The organism is Streptomyces humi, from assembly GCF_001005085.2.
GTDB lineage: Bacteria > Actinomycetota > Actinomycetes > Streptomycetales > Streptomycetaceae > Streptomyces > Streptomyces humi.
In genome coordinates this window covers 1-18,796 of the sequence record NZ_LBMU02000056.1, presented here as the reverse complement: position 1 = coordinate 18,796, position 18,796 = coordinate 1, and the positions used below count along the sequence as shown (strand labels likewise).

The window sequence follows — 18,796 nt, the reverse complement described above, 5'->3', positions numbered from 1 at the left end:
GCCCATCGTATGTTCGATCGACGGGAACCGCTCTTGTACACCGGTGCACAGCGGGCATCCGTCCGTGCGGAAGACTGATCACGCACACGCGGAACCGACGAGGAGGCCGGTGCATGACACGCCCGATCACGGCAGGGGTCGACGGTACGGAGGAGAGCCTCGCGGCTCTGGACTGGGCCGCCCGGGAGGCGGTCCGCCGGGAGCTGCCGCTGCGCGTGGTGCACGCCTGGCGGTACGAGGAGCACGAGGCGCTGGGCGGTGACCGGGAGGCCCAGCGCGGGTGGGTGTCGGACGGCGTGGCCGAGTCGGTGCGGGCCGTCACCGGCCGGTATCCGGACCTCTCGGTGAGCGTCGACGTGGTGGAGGGCGGCCCGGTCGAGGTGCTCGTGGACGCGGTCGCCGGGGCCGAGCTGCTGGCGCTGGGCTCGCGCGGGCACGGGCCGGTCGTCGGGTTCCTGCTGGGCTCCGTCGGCCAGCAGGTGATCGCCGGGGCCGCCGGCCCGGTCGTCTTGGTGCGCGCCGGGGACCGGCCGACCGCGGAGGCCGCCGGCCGGGAGGTCGTCGTGGGTCAGCAGGGCGGGCCCGAGGACAGCGCGGCGGTGCTGGAGTTCGCCTTCGGGACGGCGGCGGCCCGGGGAGCCTCGGTCCGCGTCGTCCGGGCCTGGACCCTGCCGCCCGTCTTCGCCTACAGCCCGGGTTCGATGAAGCTGCTGGACGAGGCCGGCGGCCTGGAACCGTACGAGAAGAAGGCGCTGGCCGACGCGGTGCGGCCGGTGCGGGAGCGGTTCCCGGCGGTGCCGGTGGCCGAGCACGTGGAGATGGGCAGCGCCGGACAGGTACTGCTCTCGGTGGCCGCCCGTGCCCAGCTGATGGTCGTGGGCCGGCGCGCCCACCGGACGGCGGTCGGCGCGCGCATCGGCTCGGTCGCGCACGGCGTGCTGCACCACGCCGACTGCCCGGTGGCCGTGGTGCCGCACGACTGACCTCCGTGGCGGCTCATCCGGGGTTCACTCCGGGGTTCACTCCGGGGTGACCGGCTCCAGGGTCTCCCGTGCCTTGGGCAGCACGTTCTCGATGTAGTCCTCGACCGCGTTGTCCAGGCCGATGTCGTGCTGTGCCCGCTCGGACAGGTACCAGCGGTGCTCCAGCAGTTCGTGGTAGATCTCCGCCGGGTCCATGGAGCCGCGCAGCTCCAGCGGCACCGCCCGCACGGTGGGGCGGAAGACGTCCCGCACCCACCGGTGGGCCAGTACCTCGGGACGGGCGGCCAGGGGGTCGCCCGGGGCGTAGTCGTCCTGGGTGGCCATCCAGCTCTCCAGGTCGTTGAGCAGCCGCCGCGCCTGGTTCTCCTCGGCGTCCAGGCCGGTCAGCCGCAGCAGCTGGCGCTGGTGGTGCCCGGCGTCGACGACCTTCGGCACGAAGGTGACGCTGTCGCCGTTGGAGGAGTGCTCGATCTGCATCTCGGCGACGTCGAACCCGAGATCGTTGAGCCGCCTGATCCGGCGCTCGATGTACTGGTACTTGCCCGCCGGGTACACCGAGGTCCGGGTCAGCTCCTCCCACAGCTCGCCGTACCGGGTGCAGATCTCGAAGCCGAACTCGATCGGGTCCAGCGACGGGTGCAGCGCCCCCGACGCCTCCAGATCGAGCAGTTCCCCGCTGATGTTGACCCGGGCCAGGTCGAGGTCGTACTCGCGCTGCCCGTTGCTGAGCTGCGGGTGCAGGTCGCCGGTCTCGGCGTCCACCAGGTACGCCGCGTAAGCCCCCGCGTCCCGCCGGAACAGGGTGTTGGACAGTGAGCAGTCGCCCCAGGCGAACCCGGCCAGGTGCAGGCGGACCAGCAGCACGGCGAGGGCGTCCATGAGACGGTGCATGGTGGCCGGCCGCATGGTCGTCTCGAACATCGAGCGGTACGGCATCGATCCGCCGAGGTGCCGGGTGACCAGCACCGACTCCAGCGGTTCGCCCGCCGGGTCGGTGCGGCCCGTGATCACCGCCAGCGGGTCGACCGCGGGGATCGTGAGCCGGTCCAGGTCACGCAGCAGCTCGTACTCGCGCAGCGCCGGGCGCTCCGCCAGCTCCTTCACCGCGATGACCTCGTCGCCCGCGCGGGCGTAGCGCACCACGTGCCGGGAGATGCCTCGGGGGAGCGGCACGAGGTACTCCTCGGGCCACTCCTCCAACGGGACGTCCCAGGGGAGTTCCAGCAGGAGTGCGGGGTGCTCCGGGTTGGTGGCGCTGATCTGCAATGCCATGGCCGAAACCTTAGACGGCGCGGTCGCGGGCCTGCTGGGCGGCCGCCTTCACGGACCCCCGGTGCAGCGGGCCGTGGCCGGGCAGCAGCGCGTCGGCGTCGAGCGCGGCGATGAGGTCGAGGGAGGCCACCGCGCGGGCGCGCTCGTGGTGGAACATGTCGGGCAGCAGTTGCGGGCCCTGGACGCGCGAGGTGCGGTGGCCGCTGACCAGGGCGTCCCCGGAGATCACGATCCCGGCCTCGGGCAGGTGGTAGACGGTGTGCCCGTCGGTGTGGCCCGGTGTGTGCACCGGGACCGGCCGGCCCGGCAGGTCGAGCGGGGCGCCCACGGCGGCCGGGAACGCCTCGGGCGCGGTGACCGGGTGCTGCTCGGTGCCGCCGACCCGCAGCACGTGTACCAGCCAGGGCACCACACCCGGGCGCCAGGCGTTCCTCAGCACGTCACCGACGGCGACCTGCTGGAGGTAGTCCCGCCGCGCGTGCGGCACTTCGGCCTCGTGCAGGTAGACCGGCACGCCGTGGGTGTCGCGCAGGTACTCGGCCGAGCCGAGGTGGTCGTTGTGCGCGTGGGTGATCAGTACGGCCGTCACCGCCTCCGGTGAACCGCCCACCTCGGCGAGGGAACCGAGCAGCCCCTCCCGGTCCCCGGGGTAGCCGGTGTCCACCAGTGTGACGGCGTCCCCGTCCTTGAGGATCACCCAGTTGGTGTGGCTGCCGTGCACCAGGTAAGTGCCTCCGGCGACTTCGTGTACCTCAGCCCGCATGATCTCCCCGGCCTTGCCCGTACGTGCAGATCGAAACGGAGGACAGCCAACCACATGCCGGTGTCCAGCGGTTGACGGGGAGCGGTCTCAGCGCACCCCGTGCGGCCGGAACTGCACGCTGATCCGCGGTCCGGCGGCCCGTGCCGTCTTCGGTACGCAGTGCTCCCAGGTCCGCTGGCAGGAGCCGCCCATCACGATCAGGTCGCCGTGGCCCAGCGGGCGCCGCACCGAGGGGCCGCCGCGCAGCGGCCGCAGCAGCAGGTCCCTGGGGGCGCCGACGGAGAGGATCGCGACCATGGTGTCCGCCCGCGCGCCCCGCCCGATCCGGTCGCCGTGCCAGGCGACGCTGTCCCGGCCGTCGCGGTAGTGGCAGAGCCCGGCCGTGGTGAACGGTTCGCCCAGCTCGTCGGCGTAGTGCCGGCTGAGCGCGTCGCGGGCCTCGGCGAGGACCGGGTGGGGGAGCGGGTCGCCCTCGCCGTAGAAGGCGAGCAGCCGCGGTACGTCCACCACGCTGTCGTACATCTTCCGGCGCTCGGCGTGCCAGGGGACCTCCGCCGCGAGCCGTTCGAACAGCTCGTCGGCGCCGCTCAGCCAGCCGGGCAGCACGTCGATCCAGGCGCCGGAACCCAGCTCGGTCCGGCGGACGCCGTCGAGGGGGCCGAGCCGTAGCTCGTCGGTCTGGTCGAACAGGGAGCCCTGGAGGTGCGTGGCCATAGAGCCAGCGTACTCCTTAATCGAAAATATGTTCTGATTCCTCGGGCCGGGACCGCGAGGCCGGCGCGCGAGGAGGCCGGGCGCGAGGCCCTTTCGATACATTCGTGTATCCGATACATTCGCGTATCGAACGGAGGTCCGGACATGGCTGTGGACGGCACGCCCCAGCGGGTGACCAGGCGACGGGTGCGGACCCGGGCCCGGCTGCTCGACGCCGCCTTCACCGTGTTCGCCGCCAAGGGATTCGGACGGGTCTCCATCGAGGAGGTCTGCGAGGCCGCCGGGTTCAGCCGGGGCGCCTTCTACTCCAACTTCGCCACCCTCGACGAACTGTTCTTCGCCCTCTACCGGGACCGCGCCGACCTCATCGCCCAGCAGGTCGCGGACGCCCTCGCCCTCGACGGACCCGGCCTGGACGTGCCCGCCTCCGTCGACCGGGTGACCGAGGTCCTGCTCCTCGACGTCGACTGGCTGCTGGTGAAGACCGACTTCCTGGTGCACGCGGCCCGGGACGCGGCCGTCGCAGAGGCCCTTCTCGACCACCGCGCCCGGCTGCGCCGCGCCATCGCCGACCGGCTCTCCCGGGCCCCGCTCCCCGCCGTGCTGGGCGACGCGGACTCCGCCGCCCACGCCGTGGTCGCCGCCTACGACGGCGTCACCACCCAGCTGCTGCTCGACAGGGACGTGGCCGGGGCCCGCGCCTGGCTCAAGCAACTGCTCACCGCGCTGCTGACCGACGGCGGCGCCCCGACCGGATCGACCGGATCGACCGGATCGACCGGATCGACCGGGTCCACCGGATCGACCCGGTGGTCCACCGGATCGACCCTCGGATCGGCCTCCCAATGAGAAAGGCAACGGACGCCATGGACGCGGACGTCATCGTCGTCGGAGCGGGCCTCGCCGGCCTGGTCGCGGCGCACGAACTCACCAGCAGGGGCAGGCGCGTCGCCCTCGTCGACCAGGAGAACGCCGCCAACCTGGGCGGCCAGGCGTTCTGGTCCTTCGGCGGGCTCTTCCTCGTCGACTCGCCGGAGCAACGCCGCCTCGGCATCAAGGACAGCCTCGACCTGGCCTGGAGCGACTGGCGGGGCAGCGCGCAGTTCGACCGCGAGGACGACGAGGACTCCTGGGCGGTGCGCTGGGCCCGCGCCTACGTCGAGTTCGCGGCCGGGGAGAAGCGGCCCTGGCTGCTGAGCCACGGCATCAGCCTGCTGCCGACCGTCGGCTGGGCCGAACGCGGCGACCTGCGCGCCGACGGGCACGGCAACTCCGTACCCCGCTTCCATGTCGCCTGGGGCACCGGCACCGGCGTGGTCGAACCCTTCGTCCGGTACGCCAAGCAGGCCGCCCGCGACGGACTGCTCACCTTCTACCACCGCCACCAGGTGGACCAGCTCGTCATCGAGGACGGCGAGGCACGCGGCGTGCGCGGCACGGTCCTCGCCGCCGACGACGCACCGCGCGGAGCCGCCTCCAACCGCGACCGCGCCGGTGACTTCGAACTCACCGCCCAGGCCGTCGTCGTCACCACCGGGGGCATCGGCGCCGACCACGACATCGTGCGCCGCTACTGGCCCGAACGGCTCGGGACACCCCCGGCCGAGATGGTCACCGGCGTCCCCGCCTACGTGGACGGCAGGATGCTCGACATCAGCGCCGGGGCCGGGGTCCGCCTGGTCAACCGCGACCGCATGTGGCACTACACCGAGGGCATCCAGAACTGGAACTCCGTCTGGCCCGGCCACGGCATCCGCATCCTGCCCGGCCCGTCCTCGATCTGGCTCGACGCCCTCGGCCGCCGGCTGCCCGACCCCTGCCTGCCCGGCTACGACACCCTCAGCACCCTCAAGTACCTGCGCACCACCGAGGACATCGCCGGGTACGACCACTCCTGGTTCGTCCTCACCCGGAAGATCGTGGAGAAGGAGTTCGCGCTCTCCGGCTCAGAGCAGAACCCCGACATCACCGCCAAGGACCGCAAGGCCGTGCTCCGCGACCGGCTGCTCGGCAAGGGCGCGCCCGGTCCGGTCCAGGCCTTCCTCGACCACGGCGCGGACTTCGTGACCGCGAACTCCCTCGACCAGCTGGTCGAGAAGATGAACGCGCTCACCGACAAGGCGCTGCTCGACGCGGCCGCGGTGCGCCGCCAGATCGTCGCCCGCGACCTCCAGATCCACAACTCCTACAGCAAGGACTCCCAGGTCCAGGGCATCCACAACGCCCGCCGCTACATCGGCGACCGGCTGGGCCGGGTCGCCACCCCGCACCGCATCCTCGACCCGGCCGCGGGCCCGCTGATCGGCGTCAAGCTGCACGTGCTCACCCGCAAGACGCTCGGAGGCATCCAGACCGACCTGGACTCCCGTGCCCTCGGCGCGGACGGCGAGCCGATCGGCGGTCTGTACGCGGCCGGCGAGGTGGCGGGGTTCGGCGGCGGCGGTGTGCACGGCTACAACGCGCTGGAGGGCACCTTCCTCGGCGGCTGCCTGTTCTCGGGGCGGGCGGCGGGGCGCGCGGCGGCCCAGCAGACGGCCTGAGCAACGGCCGCCGGCCTGATCAGCGGCCGCCGGCCTGATCAGCGGCCGGCGGCCTGCGATCAGTCGGAGATGAGCCGCGCCAGCACGGTGGCGTGGCTCTCCTCCGGCGTCTTCGACGCGGTGAGCAGCGTGACCTTCCGGCTCCGGGCGGTCTTCCGCAGGCCGTCCAGGAGCCCGGCGGCCTCGGGCGCGTCCAGCTCCGCCTCGTAACGGCGGGTGAACTCCTCGTACGAACCGCCCTCGTGGAACCAGTGGCGCAGTTCGGTGGACGGCGTCAGCCCCTTCGGCCACTCGTCCACGTGCGCGTCCTCCTTGGACACCCCGCGCGGCCACAGCCGGTCCACCAGGACCCGCACCCCGTCCTCCGGTTCGGGCGGTTCGTAGATCCTGCGGACACGCACGCTCACGATCGGGCACCTCTCGGCTCGGTGACGGTTCCGCGAGCGTACGCGGCGAACCGGGTCCCACCGGCCTTCGACGCGGCACGACTTGACCTGAATGAGGGGGAAGCGCGGACACCGCCGCGCCTAGGGTGGGCCACTGATCATCGGCCACCCCCCTACAGAGGAGCGCCTGTGCAGGGTGCACGCAGACGTACCGCAGTCCTTGGCCGCGAGGCCGTCCTCGCCACCGTCCCGGTCGCCGTGGCGGCCCTGCTCGCCGCCGCCGGACCGGCCTCGGCGAGCACGCTCGGCGCCTCGGGAGCGGGCGACCCCTACTTCCCGCTCAGCGGCAACGGCGGCTACCACGTGGGTCACTACGACCTGACACTCCGCTACGACACCTCCTCCCACCACCTCGACGGCAGGGCCGTGCTGACCGCCCGGGCCACCCAGCGGCTCACCCGCTTCGACCTCGACCTCAAGGGACTGACCGTCACCCGGGTGACGGTCGACGGGCGCACGGCCCGCTTCGGCCGCAGCGGACAGGAACTCGTCGTCACACCGGCGCGGGCGCTGGCCAAGGGCCGGGAGTTCCGGGTCGCCGTCAGCTACAACGGCGTCCCCAAGCAGGTCACCGACCCCGACGGTTCGGCCGACGGCTGGATCCGCACCGACGACGGCGCGTTCGTCGCGGGCGAGCCGCAGGGCGCGATGACCTGGTTCCCGGCGAACAGCCACCCCAAGGACAAGTCGTCGTACGACTTCACGATCACCGTGCCCGAGGGGCGCACCGCCGTCGCCAACGGCGTCCTGCTCGGACAGCACACGTCCGGGGGCCGTACCACCTTCCGGTGGCGGCAGCGCGAGCCGATGGCCGCGTACCTCGCCACCGCCACGGTCGGCAAGTTCAAGGTCGAGCAGTACACCACCCGGGACGGCGTCAAGGTGTACAACGCGGTCGACCCGCGCGAGGCGAGCGGCTCGGCGGCCGTGCTGAAGAAGCTGCCGTCGGTCCTGGAGTGGGAGAGCAAGCTGTTCGGGCCGTACCCGTTCCGCGCCGCCGGGTCGATCGTCGACCACGCGCCGAGCGTCGGCTACGCGCTGGAGACGCAGGGCCGGCCGATCTACGACTCCGCGCCCGACCTCGGCACCCTCGTCCACGAGAACGCCCACCAGTGGTTCGGCGACTCCGTCTCCCTGACCGCCTGGAAGGACATCTGGCTCAACGAGGGCTTCGCCACGTACGCCGAGTGGCTCTACAGCGAGCAGCACGGGGGCGACAGCGCGCAGAAGACCTTCGACGCGCTGTACGCCAAGCCGGCGGGCGACGCGTTGTGGGAGTACCCGCCGGGGGACCCGGGAAGCGGGAAGAACATCTTCGGCGAACCGGTCTACGCGCGCGGTGCGATGACGCTGCACGAGCTGCGCAAGGCCGTGGGCGACGCGGTGTTCTTCCGGATCCTGCGGGCGTGGGCGGGTGAACACCGGTACGGGCACGGGACGACCGCGGAGTTTGTGAAGCTGGCCGAAGGGCAGTCGGGGGTCGACCTCGGTTCCTTGTTCCGGACGTGGTTGTACAAGAAGGGCAAGCCGTAGCGACGGTTCGGGTACGGGCCGGTGAGGGCTTGTCGTGCAGTGCCTCCCCCAACGGGGTTCTGAAACTGACCAGTTCCTTACATTTCTCGGCCAGAGTCGATCTCATGATCCAACGCAGAACCGCTGTCGCCCTGCTCGCCTCCCCCCTTCTGCTGTCCGGTTGCGGGGGAGGCGCCGAGGCCGCGCAGAGCCGGGCCGACGACGGCCGGGCGGCGCCGGCGACGGCTTCCCCCACACCCGAGAACAGTCCGCAGGACCAGGGCATACCAGGGCTCGGGCCGAAGACGCGGGCCGCTGTACCCGAGCGGGCCGAGCAGGTCGTCGTCGCCCGCGGGCGGGGCAAGGACTCCCCGGTGTCCTCCGTCGTCCTCTACGAACGCGACGACACCACCTGGCAGCCAGGCGCCAGTTGGCCCGCGCACAACGGCAGGGACGGCTGGAGCGAGCACCACATGGCCGGGGACCTGCGCTCGCCCGTCGGGGTGTACGGCCTGACCGACGCGGGCGGCCTGCTGGCCGATCCCGGGAGCAGGCTGCCGTACCACCACTCGAACGGCTTCTACTCGCCCGGGACCGGCTTCGAGGGCGAGCCGCTGGAGGGGTCCTTCGACTACGTCGTCGCCATCAACTACAACCGCGAGGCGGGCACCTCGCCGCTCGACTGGACCCGGCCGCTGGGTGCCGCGCGCGGCGGTGGCGTCTGGCTGCACGTCGACCACGGCGGGCCCACGCACGCCTGCGTCAGTGTCGCCAAGGCACACATGAGGGAACTGCTGCGCACCCTCGACCCGCACCGGCACCCGGTGGTCGTGATGGGGTACGCCGACTGGCTGGCGCGGTAGGCACCTAGGATCCGAACCTGTGTGCGCACATGTGCTGGTCGCCGAGGACGACGAGATGCAGGCCGAACTGATCCGGCGGTCCCTGCTCGCCGAGGGCCATACCGCGACCGTGGTCCACGACGGGGCCGCGGCGCTGGACGCGGCCCGGCGGCTCGGCCCCGACCTGGTCGTCCTCGACCTGATGCTCCCGGTGATCGACGGCTTCGGCGTGTGCCGGGTGCTGCGCGGCGGCGACCCGGAGATCCCGGTGCTGATGCTCACGGCCCGGTCCGACGAGGACGACGTGCTGCTCGGCCTGGAGCTGGGCGCCGACGACTACATGACCAAGCCGTACAGTCCCCGCGAGCTGATGGCCCGGATCCGGACGATCCTGCGGCGCAGCGGGCGGACCGCCGCCGTCCGGGAGGAGCCCGCCGTGACCGCCGCCGGGATCAGCGTCGACCCGGTGCGGCACGAGGTGCGCTGCGACGGCGAGCCGGTGGAGGTGACCCCCGCCGAGTTCCAGATCCTGCTCGCCATGGCCGGGGAACCCGACCGGGTCTTCAGCCGGCGGCAGTTGCTCCAGTGCACCCGCGGCTTCGACCGGTCCTCCACCGAACGCGCCGTCGACGTCCACGTGATGAACCTGCGCCGGAAGATCGAGGCCGACCCGCGCCGGCCGGTACGGCTGGTCACGGTGTTCGGCGTCGGCTACAAGCTGAGCGGCGGCCGGCCGTGACGCCGCGGATACCGTGGCGCAAACGGCTGCTGGTCCGGCTGCTGTTCGCCTCGGTGCTGATCGCCGTCTGCTCCGTGGCCGCCACCGCCTGGCTCGCCGTGACGACCACCACCAGCGCGCTGGAGGAGGAACAGGGCCAGGACCTCGCCGCCGACAACAAGATCCTCGCCGAGCTCAGCGGCTACGCGGCGGACCACCCCGACTGGGCCGGGGTCGGGCGCACCGTGCGGACGCTGGCCGCGAAGACCGGCCGGCGGATCGCGCTGACCACCGCCGACCGCACCCTGATCGCCGACTCCGCCCCGCACGACACCCCGCTGCCGCCCCGGCCGGCCGCCGCCGTCGACCCCCTGCACACCGACACCTACACCGAGTTCGGCGCCCAGCTCAGCGGCATCGACCCGCGTGCGGTCGGGCCGTACCGGCTGACCACGACCGAGCGCGACGGACTGGACGCGGTCGCGAAAAAGGTGCAGAGCTGCTTCGACCGCGTCGGCGCCCCGACCACCGTCCGGCACACCCCGGCCGGGCGCCCCTATCTCGTCGTCGACGACGGCACGGACAGCTTCCTGTACCGCAAGTCCGACTGCGGCGCGGTCTTCGGCGATCCGGCCGCCGAGATGAACAACGTGCTCGCCCATCCGACCCGGACCGAGGACAAGGCCCTCGCCGGGCTGACGGACCTGGTCCGCCCCTGCCTGCGGGCCAAGGACATGGACCTGGGCAGCGAACTCTCCCTGACCTACGACACGACGGGACGCAACCCGGTCTCCGGCGGATTCCTCGTCACCAGGAAGGACGTCAGGTCGCGGTCGGACCAGACCGCCAAGAACTGCGTCACCGCGGCCCGCCGCACCCAGCTCGAACCCTATGTCGCCCCCGCCGCCGAACTGTTCCTCGGCATCGGCGACCAGGCCGCGCCCCGCTTCGACATGTCCCCGGCCAACAAGGCCAGGATCGTGGGCGCGGCCGGCCTGGTCCTCGCCGTCACGGTCGCCGTCACCGCCGTGGTCGCCACCCGTCTGGTAAGGCCGCTGCGCGCGCTGACCCTCGCCGCCCAGCAGCCGCCCGAACTGCACGTCCGGGCACCGGTACGCACCCGGGACGAGACCGGGCTGCTCGCGGAGGCGTTCAACGACCTGACCGAGCGCCGGGAACGCCTGGAGGAGCAGCGCCGGGCGATGGTCAGCGACATCGCCCACGAACTGCGCAGCCCGCTCACCAACATCCGCGGCTGGCTGGAGGTCACCCGGGACGGTGTCGTCGACCCCGACCCGGCCCTGCTGGGTTCCCTGCACGAGGAGGCCCTGGTCCTCCAGCGGATCATCGACGACCTCCAGGACCTGGCCGCCGCCGACGCCGGCACCCTGCGGGTGCACCGCGAACCGGTCCGCGCCGCCGACCTGATCGACCAGGTCGCCGCCGCGCACCGGGTCGCCGCCGACGCGGCCGGGGTCGCCCTGCTGACCGACGCCGACGGCACCGCCTGGCTCTTCGCCGACCCGGTGCGGATGCGGCAGGCGCTCGGCAACCTGGTCTCCAACGCGATCCGGCACACTCCCGCCGACGGGACGGTCACACTGACCGCCCGTCACGACGGTGGGGACATCGTCCTCACCGTCACCGACACCGGGCAGGGCATCGCGGCGGAGGACCTGCCGCACGTCTTCGAACGGTTCTGGCGCGCCGAGAAGTCCCGCAGCCGCCGTACCGGGGGCAGCGGCCTCGGCCTGCCGATCGTCCGGCACCTGGTCGCCGCCCACGACGGCACCGCCGAGGCGGAGAGCGAACCGGGCGAGGGAGCCCGGTTCACGCTGCGGCTGCCGGCGGCGGCGGCACCGGCCGACGTCAGCTGAACCGGCGCGCGGCGGCCTTCCTGCGCCGGGTCAGCAGCCGGCGCTCCGCCTCGGTCGTACCGCCCCAGATGCCCACGGCCTGTCCCGTGTCCATGGCCCAGCGCAGACACTGTTCCTGAACGGGACAGCGCTCGCAGACGGCCTTGGCCTGCCGTGTCTGGTGCAGTGAGGGTCCGGTGGTGCCGATCGGGAAGAAGAGGTCGGGATCCTCGTCGCGGCACTCGGCGTGATCTCGCCAGTCGTCCATCGATGTCACCTGCGATCCAAGTCGACTCTGCCGTTTCCTGTGTAGGTTGCTCAGCACCGGGTCACCGGAGCGGGCACCGCTGAAACGGGCAAGTCGCCTGGGATTCGGGGACGGTCACTGCTCCCGCAGACCCCAGGGCGAGCCGTACTCGGTCAGCAGGTCGAGGAACGGGCGGGCCGGGAACGCCTCCGGACCGAGGACGCCCGAGCCCGACCACGCACCAGTGGCCAGGAGTTCGAGGGCGACGACCGGGTTGAGGGCCGTCTGCCACACCACGGCCTGACAACCGTACTCCGCCATCGACCACTGGTTGTCGACGACGTGGTGGAGATACACCTCGCGCGGCCGTCCGTCCCTGGTGCCGCGCACCCAGGTGCCCGCGCAGGTCTTGCCGTGCATGCGCTCGCCCAGCGTCGCCGGGTCGGGCAGCGCCGCGGCGACCACGTCCCTGGGCGAGACCGCGACCGGGCCGCCGGCGCCGGGCACGGTCACCGGGACGGTGCTGTCCAGGCCCAACACATGCAGCGTCTTCAGCGTCTCTATGAACTCGCCGCCCAGCCCGTACTTGAAGGTGACCCGCCGCGCGTCCACCCAACGGGGCACGAGCAGCACCTCCTCGTGTTCGACGTTGACGCACTCGACCGGCCCGATGCCGTCCGGGAAGTCGAACACCTCCGGTTCGCTGAAGGGGGCGGTCGTGAACCAGCCACGCTCCTTCTCGTACACCACGGGCGGGTTGAGGCACTCCTCGATCGTGGTCCAGATGTTGAAGGAGGGCGCGAAGGCGTAGCCGTCCACCGTCAGGTTCGCGCCGTCGCGGATGCCGATCTCGTCGATCTCGTCGAAGAGCTCATCGGCCGCGTACCGTGCGAACACGTCCGAGAGACCCGGTTCCACGCCCATGCCGACCAGCGCCAGCGCACCCGCCCGCCGCCACTCCTCGGCCAGCGCGAACTGCTCGTCGCCGAGCTTCACCCCGCACTCCTCGTAGGGCCGTTCGGCATGCGGCCGGGACAGTGACATCGCCATGTCGACATAGTTCGCGCCGGCCGCGCGGGCGGCCCGGAACAAGGGCATGACGAAGCGCGGATCGGTGGCGTTGAGCAGCACGTCGCAGCCGTGCCGGGCCAGCAGCGCGGCCACGGCCGACTCGTCGCCCGCGTCGACGTGCTCGGCCCGGAACCGGTCGTCGCCGACCGCCGCGACGGCCGCCTCGGCGCGGGCCGGGTCGTGGTCCGCGACCACCATCGCGTCGAAGAACGGACGGCGGGCCGCGATCCGGGTGACGGCGGTGCCCACACCACCGGCTCCCACGAGCAGTACACGCATGGCGAAGTCTCCTTCTCGGACAGAGTGCGAGGTCGAGTACAGGGGCGCCTTGGCCGGAATGAAACGCCGGGCCGTCGCATAAGGTCAATGGCGTTGGCATAAGAACGGCAGGGGAGCGCGTCATGCCCAAGCAGGTCGTCCCCGAGGACCGGAGGCGCCGGCGCCGCCCGACACGCGGCGGCACCGTGCTGTCGGAGCGGCTGATCGTCGACACGGCCCTGCGGCTGCTGCGCGAGCACGGCAGCACCGGTCTCACCGCCCGCCGGCTGGGGCTCGCCCTCGACTGCGACCCCAGCACCCTGTACCGCTACTTCCGGGGCATGGACGACCTGACCCTGGCGATCGGCGACGCCCTCATCGGGCGGGCGCTGGCCGGCTGGGCGCCGACCGGTGAGTGGCGCGCGGACCTGCGCGCGATCGGCCTGCGCATCCACGCGCAGTACGTGTCCCACCCGCAGGCGGCCCTGCTGACGGCGAACCGGGTGACCGGCCGATCCCAGGAACTGGCCGCCGACGAGGCGATCCTGGACGTCCTGCGCACGGCGGGCTTCCCCCTGGCCGAGACCGTCCGCGTCTACCACGCCTTCATCGACCAGACCCTGGCCTTCGCGGCCCTGGACGCGGCGTCCCTGGCCCTGCCGAAGGACTCCCAGCGGGCGGACGAGGCCAAGTGGAGCGAGACCTACGCCGCCCTGCCCCCCACCACCCACCCCCGCATCGCGGAAGCGGCCCCGCTCCTGGCGAAACGCATGGTGACCAGCGCCTACCCCACGGCCCTGGACATGCTCCTGGACAGCGCGGAACGCTCCTTGTGAACACCTCCGGCCGAAGCGCCCCTTCAGGGGCGCTGCGGGTACCCCCGGCCGGAAGCTGGGGGAGGAACCGCGCGACCAGCCCGGACGGACCCGCACCCGCCCGATGACAGCAGGACCCCCTACGGCCGGCGCAACGCGCTCCCCGCCGTACTCGCCACCGCCTCCGCGACCGCCCCCAGAGCCGGCGAATCCAGCTTCCACTGCTGCCAGTACAAGGGCACGTCCACCCACGACTCCCGTCCCCCGAGCCGCACCAGCCTGCCCTCCCGCAACCGCGGCTCCGCCTGCGCCTCCGGCACCATCCCCCACCCCAGCCCGGCCGTCACCGCGTCCACGAACCCCTCGGACGTCGGCACGTAGTGCCGCAGCGCACTCGCACCCGCTCCCCCCAGCCGCCGCACGAACCCGTCCTGGAAGTCGTCCACCCGGTCGAACACCATCACCGGCGCCCGGGCGAGCGCCTCCACCAGCGGCCCGGTCACGTGCGCCGCCGCGAACACCGGCGCCGCCACCGGCAGGTACCGCATCCGCCCGAGCGCCCGCACCGAGCATCCCGGCACCGGATCCGGCGCCGAGGTCACCGCAGCCATCACCAGCCCCTCCCGCAGCAGTGCCGCCGTGTGGTCCTCGTCCTCCCGCCGCAGTTCCACGAAGACCTCCGGCAGACCGGTGAGCGCCCCCAGGAACCAGGTCGCCAGCGAGTCCGCGTTGACCGCGACCGTCACCCGGGTCGGCTCCCCGGCGCCGCTCATGCCCAGCTCGCCGCGCGCGTCCCGTTCCAGCCGCGCCAGCTGCCGGGCGAACCGGACCAGCACCTCGCCCGACTCCGTCGGCCGCACCGGCTTGGTGCGCCGGAGCAGCACCCGGCCCGTGCGCTGCTCCAGCGCCTTCACCCGCTGGCTGACCGCGGACGGCGTCACGTGCAGGGCCGCGGCCGCCGCGTCGAACGTGCCCTCGTCCACCACCGCCAGCAGGGTCCGGACCTGGTCGAGAGGAAGCTCCATCGCCCGCTCCTGTCATCAGATTCGCTAAGGGTACGTAAAAATCTTTAGCTGTACGTACGGTGATCGCTTCCGTAGCGTCGAGCCCATGTCCAGTTCTCTCGCCGCCGCTGCCGCGGGCTTCGGCAGCGGCCTCTCACTGATCGTCGCGATCGGCGCCCAGAACGCCTTCGTCCTGCGCCAGGGCGTCCGCCGGGACGCGGTCCTCGCCGTCGTCGGCATCTGCGCCCTCTCCGACGCCGTCCTCATCTCGCTCGGCGTGGGCGGGGTGGGCGCGGTCGTGGTGGCGTGGCCCGGCGCGGTGCGGGCGGTCGGACTGATCGGCGGCGCCTTCCTGCTCTGCTACGGCGCCCTGGCCGCCCGCCGGGTCCTGCGCCCCGGCACCGCCGGACTGCGCACCGAGGGCGAGGCGGCCGGTTCCCGGCGCCGGGCGGTCCTCACCTGCCTGGCCCTGACCTGGCTGAACCCGCACGTCTACCTGGACACCGTGTTCCTGCTGGGCTCGCTCGCCGCCGACCGGGGCGACCTGCGCTGGACCTTCGGTCTCGGCGCCGCCCTGGCCAGCCTCTGCTGGTTCACCGCCCTGGGATTCGGCGCCCGGCTGCTCGGCCGGTACCTCGGAAGACCGGCCGCCTGGCGGGTGCTGGACGGACTGGTGGCGCTGACCATGATCGGTCTCGGCCTGATGCTCGTGACCGGAGCCTGAGCCGCGCGGATCCTCGCCGAGCCGCATCCTGAGACAACCGGTTCGGCGGCTGCGGAAGTTGCTGGGATAGTGAACCCCGAATCGAAAGATGTAGCGAGCATTCAAGAAGACCAGGACGTCCGTGGACACCAGCGAGAGCAGCACCCGATCCGATCCCTCTGACGAGTCCACCGAGTTGGCGGCACCCCCGCCCCGGCGCGGCTGGCGCCGCTGGGCGATGGACACCCGCCCGCTGCGCATCCCGGCCTACCGCAGGCTGTGGTCGTCGACCATCGTCACCTCGGTCGGCAGCCAGCTCACCGCGGTGGCCGTGCCCAAGCAGATCTTCGACATCACCGGCTCCTCGGCCTGGGTCGGCGCCGCGAGCCTCGCCGGGCTGCTGCCGCTGATCGTGTTCGCACTGTGGGGCGGCGCGGTGGCCGACAGCATGGACCGCCGCAAGCTGCTGCTGATCACCAACATCGGGATCGGCGTCACCTCGCTGCTGTTCTGGCTCCAGGCGGCCACCGGCATGGAGTCGGTGGCCGCGCTGATGGTGCTGCTCGCGATGCAGCAGGCCTTCTGGGGGCTGAACGCGCCCGCCCGTACCGCCTCCATAGCCCGGCTGGTGCCCGAGGCCCAGCTGCCCGCCGCGAACGCCCTGGGCTCCACGGTCATGCAGACCGGGCAGGTGGTGGGGCCGCTGCTCGCCGGTGCCCTCATCCCCGTCATCGGGCTGCCCGAGCTGTACCTGATCGACGCGCTGGCGCTGTGCGTGACGGTGTGGGCGGTCTACCGGCTGCCCGCGCTGCCGCCGCTCGCCGGCGGGGCGGCCCGGCGGGCCGGGGTGCGCGAGATCGTTGAGGGGTTCCGCTACATCTCCATGCACAAGGTGCTGCTGCTGTCGTTCCTGGCGGACATCATCGCGATGGTCCTCGGCATGCCCCGCGCCCTGTTCCCGCAGCTGGCGGCCCAGACCTACGGCTCGTACGGCGAAGGCCTCGCGCTCGGTGTGCTGTTCGCGGCGATCCCCGTCGGCGCGGTCCTCGGCGGCCTCTTCTCGGGCACGTTCTCGCGGGCGCGCCGGCACGGCCTGATGGTGATCGGAGCGGTCGTCGGCTGGGGCGCGGCCGTCGCCGGGTTCGGGCTGAGCGCGAACCTCTGGGTGGCCGTCGCCTTCCTGGCCGCCGCCGGGGTCGCCGACATGGTCTCGATGGTCTTCCGGGGCGCGATCCTGCTGTCCGCCGCGACCGACGAGATGCGCGGCCGGATGCAGGGCGTGTTCACCGTGGTGGTCGCGGGCGGACCGCGGCTGGCCGACGTGCTGCACGGCACCGCCGGCTCGGTCTTCGGGCCGCGCGCGGCCGTCGCGGGCGGCGGACTGCTGGTGGTGGTCGTGATGCTGGCCCTGGCCGCCGCCGTCCCCGCCCTGCGCCGCTACCGCGTCTGACCGCCTACACCGGCCGCCGCCCGACATAGGCGTCGAGGAGCTTGCCCCGGGTGATCTCCAGCCGGCTGGCCAGGATCTCGGCGACGGTCCGCACCAGCGACAGACCCAGCAGCGGGTCCTCCACGCACAGCGCGAGCACGGCCGCCGCGTCGTACTCGTAGGCCCGCACCCGGCTGAACGCCACCGCGCCGAAGTCCCAGGTGTACGGCGGGAACAGCCACGACCAGCCGAGCAGGTCGCCGGCGCCCAGGCTGGCGACGGTGACCCGCTTGCGGGGTGTCACCTCCTGGTCCAGGTTGACCGCTCCGGACCGGATCACCCAGAAGCGGTCCGCGGTGCCGCCGGCCTCGAAGATCCTGCTGTCCTCCGCGAAGGAGACCTCGTGGGCCAGTTCCATGAGGCGCTCGCGCTGCGTCTGTGGGAGGGCGGTCAGCAGCTTGATGGCTTTGGTCATGGGCGGGGCTCCTCGCCGGCGAGGGTACGGGGGCTTTCCCTACGCCCATTTCAGCCGCTGCCGGCGCGCCGGGCACCTCGAAGGACGGGTCGATCGCCGTCGGGACGGCGTCCGGGCATGAAAAAGCCCTGGCTGGACGGGGGAGGCCAGCCAGGGCCGTCAGTGGTGGTGCGGGGAGGACCCGATGTCTACTCCACGACCACTTATGAGTGAACGGTAAACCATCCGGGGCGGTTTCGCGTACTCGGGAACAGGCTACGTGACCCGTTTCACTTTGGGGAGCCCCTGGCGGCATCGGAAGGGTTTGCCCGCGCCACGACCGGTGAGCCGAAAGGAAGAGGCCCGTACGGACCGGGCCCAGCAGACCTGACGGTCCACCACCCAGGGAGCGAAAGGATGCGCGAACAGTACCGGACCGATGTGGCGGTGGCAGCACCCGAGACGCACGGGCCACCGCCCCTCCAGCCGGCCGACGCCCGCAGCGCCGTACGGGGCGCGGTCGCGAGGCGGGCCGCGGTGTACGCCGCCGCGGGCCTCGACGACGCGTTGCTCGTCACCTCCGAGCTGGCCACCAACGCGATCCTGCACGGCGGCGGCATCACCGGCTTCGACGTCGACGTCGAGGGAGGCGCGGTGCGGGTGTCGATCAGCGACCGCAGCGACGAGGTGCCGGTGGCCGAGCGGCCCGTGGACGACCGGCACCGCTGGCGGGCGGGCGGCCGGGGCTGGCCCATCGTGTGCCGCCTGGCACGCGACGTGGAGGTCGCCGGACTGCCCTGCGGGGGCAAGCGGATCACCGCGGTCGTGCCGCTCGCGTGACCGGACGGACGTGAACTTCTCCCGGCGGTGTTTGCGCCGGGTGCGACGGGGCAGGCGGAGTGTCGTGCTTCGGACCGGAGGCGCGCGCCGGTGGGAGCAGTGGCTTCACAGCCCCCGGGCCCGACAAGCGGTCCGGACGGTGCTCCCGCGGCGACCCTGACACCTCAGTTCGGGTCGAATCCCGGAACCACGTTCCGGGGATGCCTGAAATCAACAGTTCAGGAGCGATTCCGCATGCTCACCGACTTGTCGACCAGCCGTCCCGGCACGCCCGCCACAGCCCGCACCGCCCCGGGCGCGTCCCGTCGCACCCACGACGACGCCCCGGA

Annotated in this window: 19 protein-coding genes; 11 read left to right on the top strand and 8 right to left on the bottom strand. The window is 72.5% G+C overall.

The genetic code is table 11. The features are described from left to right. Window positions 1-113: 113 nt before the first annotated feature. Window positions 114-983 (top strand): universal stress protein, encoded by an 870-nt coding sequence (locus tag AAW13_RS25055; RefSeq protein ID WP_046727463.1) that lies wholly within the window; start codon window positions 114-116, stop codon window positions 981-983. A 36-nt stretch (window positions 984-1,019) separates the two neighbouring features. Here AAW13_RS25055 and AAW13_RS25050 read toward each other — a convergent pair whose 3' ends face one another. From AAW13_RS25050 to AAW13_RS25040, 3 genes are all read right to left on the bottom strand, one after another. Then, on the bottom strand, window positions 1,020-2,255 hold the full coding sequence (locus tag AAW13_RS25050; RefSeq protein ID WP_046727464.1) for a DUF4032 domain-containing protein: 1,236 nt from the start codon (window positions 2,253-2,255) through the stop codon (window positions 1,020-1,022). A gap of 10 nt (window positions 2,256-2,265) precedes the next feature. Next, window positions 2,266-3,018: an MBL fold metallo-hydrolase gene (locus tag AAW13_RS25045; RefSeq protein WP_046727465.1), complete on the bottom strand. Its 753-nt coding sequence runs from the start codon at window positions 3,016-3,018 to the stop codon at window positions 2,266-2,268. An 87-nt stretch (window positions 3,019-3,105) separates the two neighbouring features. Beyond that, on the bottom strand, window positions 3,106-3,732 hold the full coding sequence (locus AAW13_RS25040) for an alpha-ketoglutarate-dependent dioxygenase AlkB (protein WP_046727466.1): 627 nt from the start codon (window positions 3,730-3,732) through the stop codon (window positions 3,106-3,108). Window positions 3,733-3,876: 144 nt separating this feature from the next. Here AAW13_RS25040 and AAW13_RS25035 point away from each other — a divergent pair, with 144 nt between their 5' ends. Both AAW13_RS25035 and AAW13_RS25030 read left to right on the top strand, forming a co-directional pair. Next, the gene (locus AAW13_RS25035) at window positions 3,877-4,581 is read left to right on the top strand and encodes a TetR/AcrR family transcriptional regulator (RefSeq protein WP_240528728.1); all 705 of its coding nucleotides are present in this window, start codon (window positions 3,877-3,879) and stop codon (window positions 4,579-4,581) included. A 17-nt stretch (window positions 4,582-4,598) separates the two neighbouring features. Further along, window positions 4,599-6,272, top strand: coding sequence for an FAD-binding dehydrogenase (locus AAW13_RS25030; protein WP_046727467.1), 1,674 nt, complete (start codon window positions 4,599-4,601; stop codon window positions 6,270-6,272). 59 nt (window positions 6,273-6,331) lie between these two features. Here the strand turns inward: AAW13_RS25030 and AAW13_RS25025 are convergent, their stop codons facing one another. After that, window positions 6,332-6,679 (bottom strand): DUF488 domain-containing protein, encoded by a 348-nt coding sequence (locus tag AAW13_RS25025; protein ID WP_046727468.1) that lies wholly within the window; start codon window positions 6,677-6,679, stop codon window positions 6,332-6,334. A gap of 168 nt (window positions 6,680-6,847) precedes the next feature. Here AAW13_RS25025 and AAW13_RS25020 point away from each other — a divergent pair, with 168 nt between their 5' ends. From AAW13_RS25020 to AAW13_RS25005, 4 genes are all read left to right on the top strand, one after another. Then, window positions 6,848-8,251 carry a M1 family metallopeptidase gene (locus AAW13_RS25020; RefSeq protein ID WP_046727469.1) on the top strand — a complete coding sequence of 468 codons (1,404 nt, stop codon included), beginning with the start codon at window positions 6,848-6,850 and terminating at the stop codon, window positions 8,249-8,251. Window positions 8,252-8,355: 104 nt separating this feature from the next. Beyond that, window positions 8,356-9,093 (top strand): lipoprotein, encoded by a 738-nt coding sequence (locus AAW13_RS25015; RefSeq protein WP_046727470.1) that lies wholly within the window; start codon window positions 8,356-8,358, stop codon window positions 9,091-9,093. Between the two features lie 19 nt (window positions 9,094-9,112). Continuing rightward, window positions 9,113-9,811: a response regulator transcription factor gene (locus AAW13_RS25010; RefSeq protein ID WP_046727471.1), complete on the top strand. Its 699-nt coding sequence runs from the start codon at window positions 9,113-9,115 to the stop codon at window positions 9,809-9,811. Beyond that, window positions 9,808-11,667, top strand: a complete 1,860-nt coding sequence (locus AAW13_RS25005) for a HAMP domain-containing sensor histidine kinase (protein WP_046727472.1) — start codon at window positions 9,808-9,810, stop codon at window positions 11,665-11,667. Before AAW13_RS25010 ends, AAW13_RS25005 begins: the two co-directional genes overlap by 4 nt. Here the strand turns inward: AAW13_RS25005 and AAW13_RS25000 are convergent. Next, the gene (locus AAW13_RS25000) at window positions 11,660-11,914 is read right to left on the bottom strand and encodes a WhiB family transcriptional regulator (protein ID WP_046727473.1); all 255 of its coding nucleotides are present in this window, start codon (window positions 11,912-11,914) and stop codon (window positions 11,660-11,662) included. The genes AAW13_RS25005 and AAW13_RS25000 overlap by 8 nt on opposite strands. Before the next feature lie 114 nt (window positions 11,915-12,028). After that, window positions 12,029-13,243: a saccharopine dehydrogenase family protein gene (locus tag AAW13_RS24995; protein ID WP_046727474.1), complete on the bottom strand. Its 1,215-nt coding sequence runs from the start codon at window positions 13,241-13,243 to the stop codon at window positions 12,029-12,031. 122 nt (window positions 13,244-13,365) lie between these two features. Here AAW13_RS24995 and AAW13_RS24990 point away from each other — a divergent pair, with 122 nt between their 5' ends. Then, a complete protein-coding gene (locus AAW13_RS24990; protein WP_046727475.1) occupies window positions 13,366-14,058 on the top strand; it encodes a TetR/AcrR family transcriptional regulator in 693 nt (230 codons plus the stop codon). A gap of 119 nt (window positions 14,059-14,177) precedes the next feature. Here the strand turns inward: AAW13_RS24990 and AAW13_RS24985 are convergent, their stop codons facing one another. Next, complete coding sequence (locus AAW13_RS24985; protein ID WP_046727476.1) at window positions 14,178-15,062, bottom strand: LysR family transcriptional regulator ArgP; 885 nt, start codon at window positions 15,060-15,062, stop codon at window positions 14,178-14,180. Window positions 15,063-15,147: 85 nt separating this feature from the next. On the opposite strand from AAW13_RS24985, the gene AAW13_RS24980 reads away from it, so the two are divergent. Next, a complete protein-coding gene (locus tag AAW13_RS24980) occupies window positions 15,148-15,765 on the top strand; it encodes a LysE/ArgO family amino acid transporter (protein ID WP_046727477.1) in 618 nt (205 codons plus the stop codon). A 121-nt stretch (window positions 15,766-15,886) separates the two neighbouring features. Beyond that, window positions 15,887-17,194, top strand: coding sequence for an MFS transporter (locus AAW13_RS24975; protein ID WP_046727478.1), 1,308 nt, complete (start codon window positions 15,887-15,889; stop codon window positions 17,192-17,194). Window positions 17,195-17,198: 4 nt separating this feature from the next. Here the strand turns inward: AAW13_RS24975 and AAW13_RS24970 are convergent, their stop codons facing one another. Next, window positions 17,199-17,648, bottom strand: a complete 450-nt coding sequence (locus AAW13_RS24970; RefSeq protein ID WP_046727479.1) for a cyclic nucleotide-binding domain-containing protein — start codon at window positions 17,646-17,648, stop codon at window positions 17,199-17,201. Window positions 17,649-18,044: 396 nt separating this feature from the next. On the opposite strand from AAW13_RS24970, the gene AAW13_RS24965 reads away from it, so the two are divergent. Next, window positions 18,045-18,467 (top strand): ATP-binding protein, encoded by a 423-nt coding sequence (locus AAW13_RS24965; protein ID WP_046727480.1) that lies wholly within the window; start codon window positions 18,045-18,047, stop codon window positions 18,465-18,467. Window positions 18,468-18,796 lie beyond the last annotated feature (329 nt).

Excerpts from the sequence above, each read along its gene's own strand:
- AAW13_RS25055 (WP_046727463.1), top strand. The coding sequence starts at position 114 with ATGACACGCCCGATCACGGCAGGGGTCGACGGTACGGAGGAGAGCCTC.
- AAW13_RS25050 (WP_046727464.1), bottom strand. The coding sequence starts at position 2,255 with ATGGCATTGCAGATCAGCGCCACCAACCCGGAGCACCCCGCACTCCTG.
- AAW13_RS25045 (WP_046727465.1), bottom strand. The coding sequence starts at position 3,018 with ATGCGGGCTGAGGTACACGAAGTCGCCGGAGGCACTTACCTGGTGCAC.
- AAW13_RS25040 (WP_046727466.1), bottom strand. The coding sequence starts at position 3,732 with ATGGCCACGCACCTCCAGGGCTCCCTGTTCGACCAGACCGACGAGCTA.
- AAW13_RS25035 (WP_240528728.1), top strand. The coding sequence starts at position 3,877 with ATGGCTGTGGACGGCACGCCCCAGCGGGTGACCAGGCGACGGGTGCGG.
- AAW13_RS25030 (WP_046727467.1), top strand. The coding sequence starts at position 4,599 with ATGGACGCGGACGTCATCGTCGTCGGAGCGGGCCTCGCCGGCCTGGTC.
- AAW13_RS25015 (WP_046727470.1), top strand. The coding sequence starts at position 8,356 with ATGATCCAACGCAGAACCGCTGTCGCCCTGCTCGCCTCCCCCCTTCTG.
- AAW13_RS25000 (WP_046727473.1), bottom strand. The coding sequence starts at position 11,914 with ATGGACGACTGGCGAGATCACGCCGAGTGCCGCGACGAGGATCCCGAC.
- AAW13_RS24995 (WP_046727474.1), bottom strand. The coding sequence starts at position 13,243 with ATGCGTGTACTGCTCGTGGGAGCCGGTGGTGTGGGCACCGCCGTCACC.
- AAW13_RS24990 (WP_046727475.1), top strand. The coding sequence starts at position 13,366 with ATGCCCAAGCAGGTCGTCCCCGAGGACCGGAGGCGCCGGCGCCGCCCG.
- AAW13_RS24985 (WP_046727476.1), bottom strand. The coding sequence starts at position 15,062 with ATGGAGCTTCCTCTCGACCAGGTCCGGACCCTGCTGGCGGTGGTGGAC.
- AAW13_RS24980 (WP_046727477.1), top strand. The coding sequence starts at position 15,148 with ATGTCCAGTTCTCTCGCCGCCGCTGCCGCGGGCTTCGGCAGCGGCCTC.
- AAW13_RS24970 (WP_046727479.1), bottom strand. The coding sequence starts at position 17,648 with ATGACCAAAGCCATCAAGCTGCTGACCGCCCTCCCACAGACGCAGCGC.
- AAW13_RS24965 (WP_046727480.1), top strand. The coding sequence starts at position 18,045 with ATGCGCGAACAGTACCGGACCGATGTGGCGGTGGCAGCACCCGAGACG.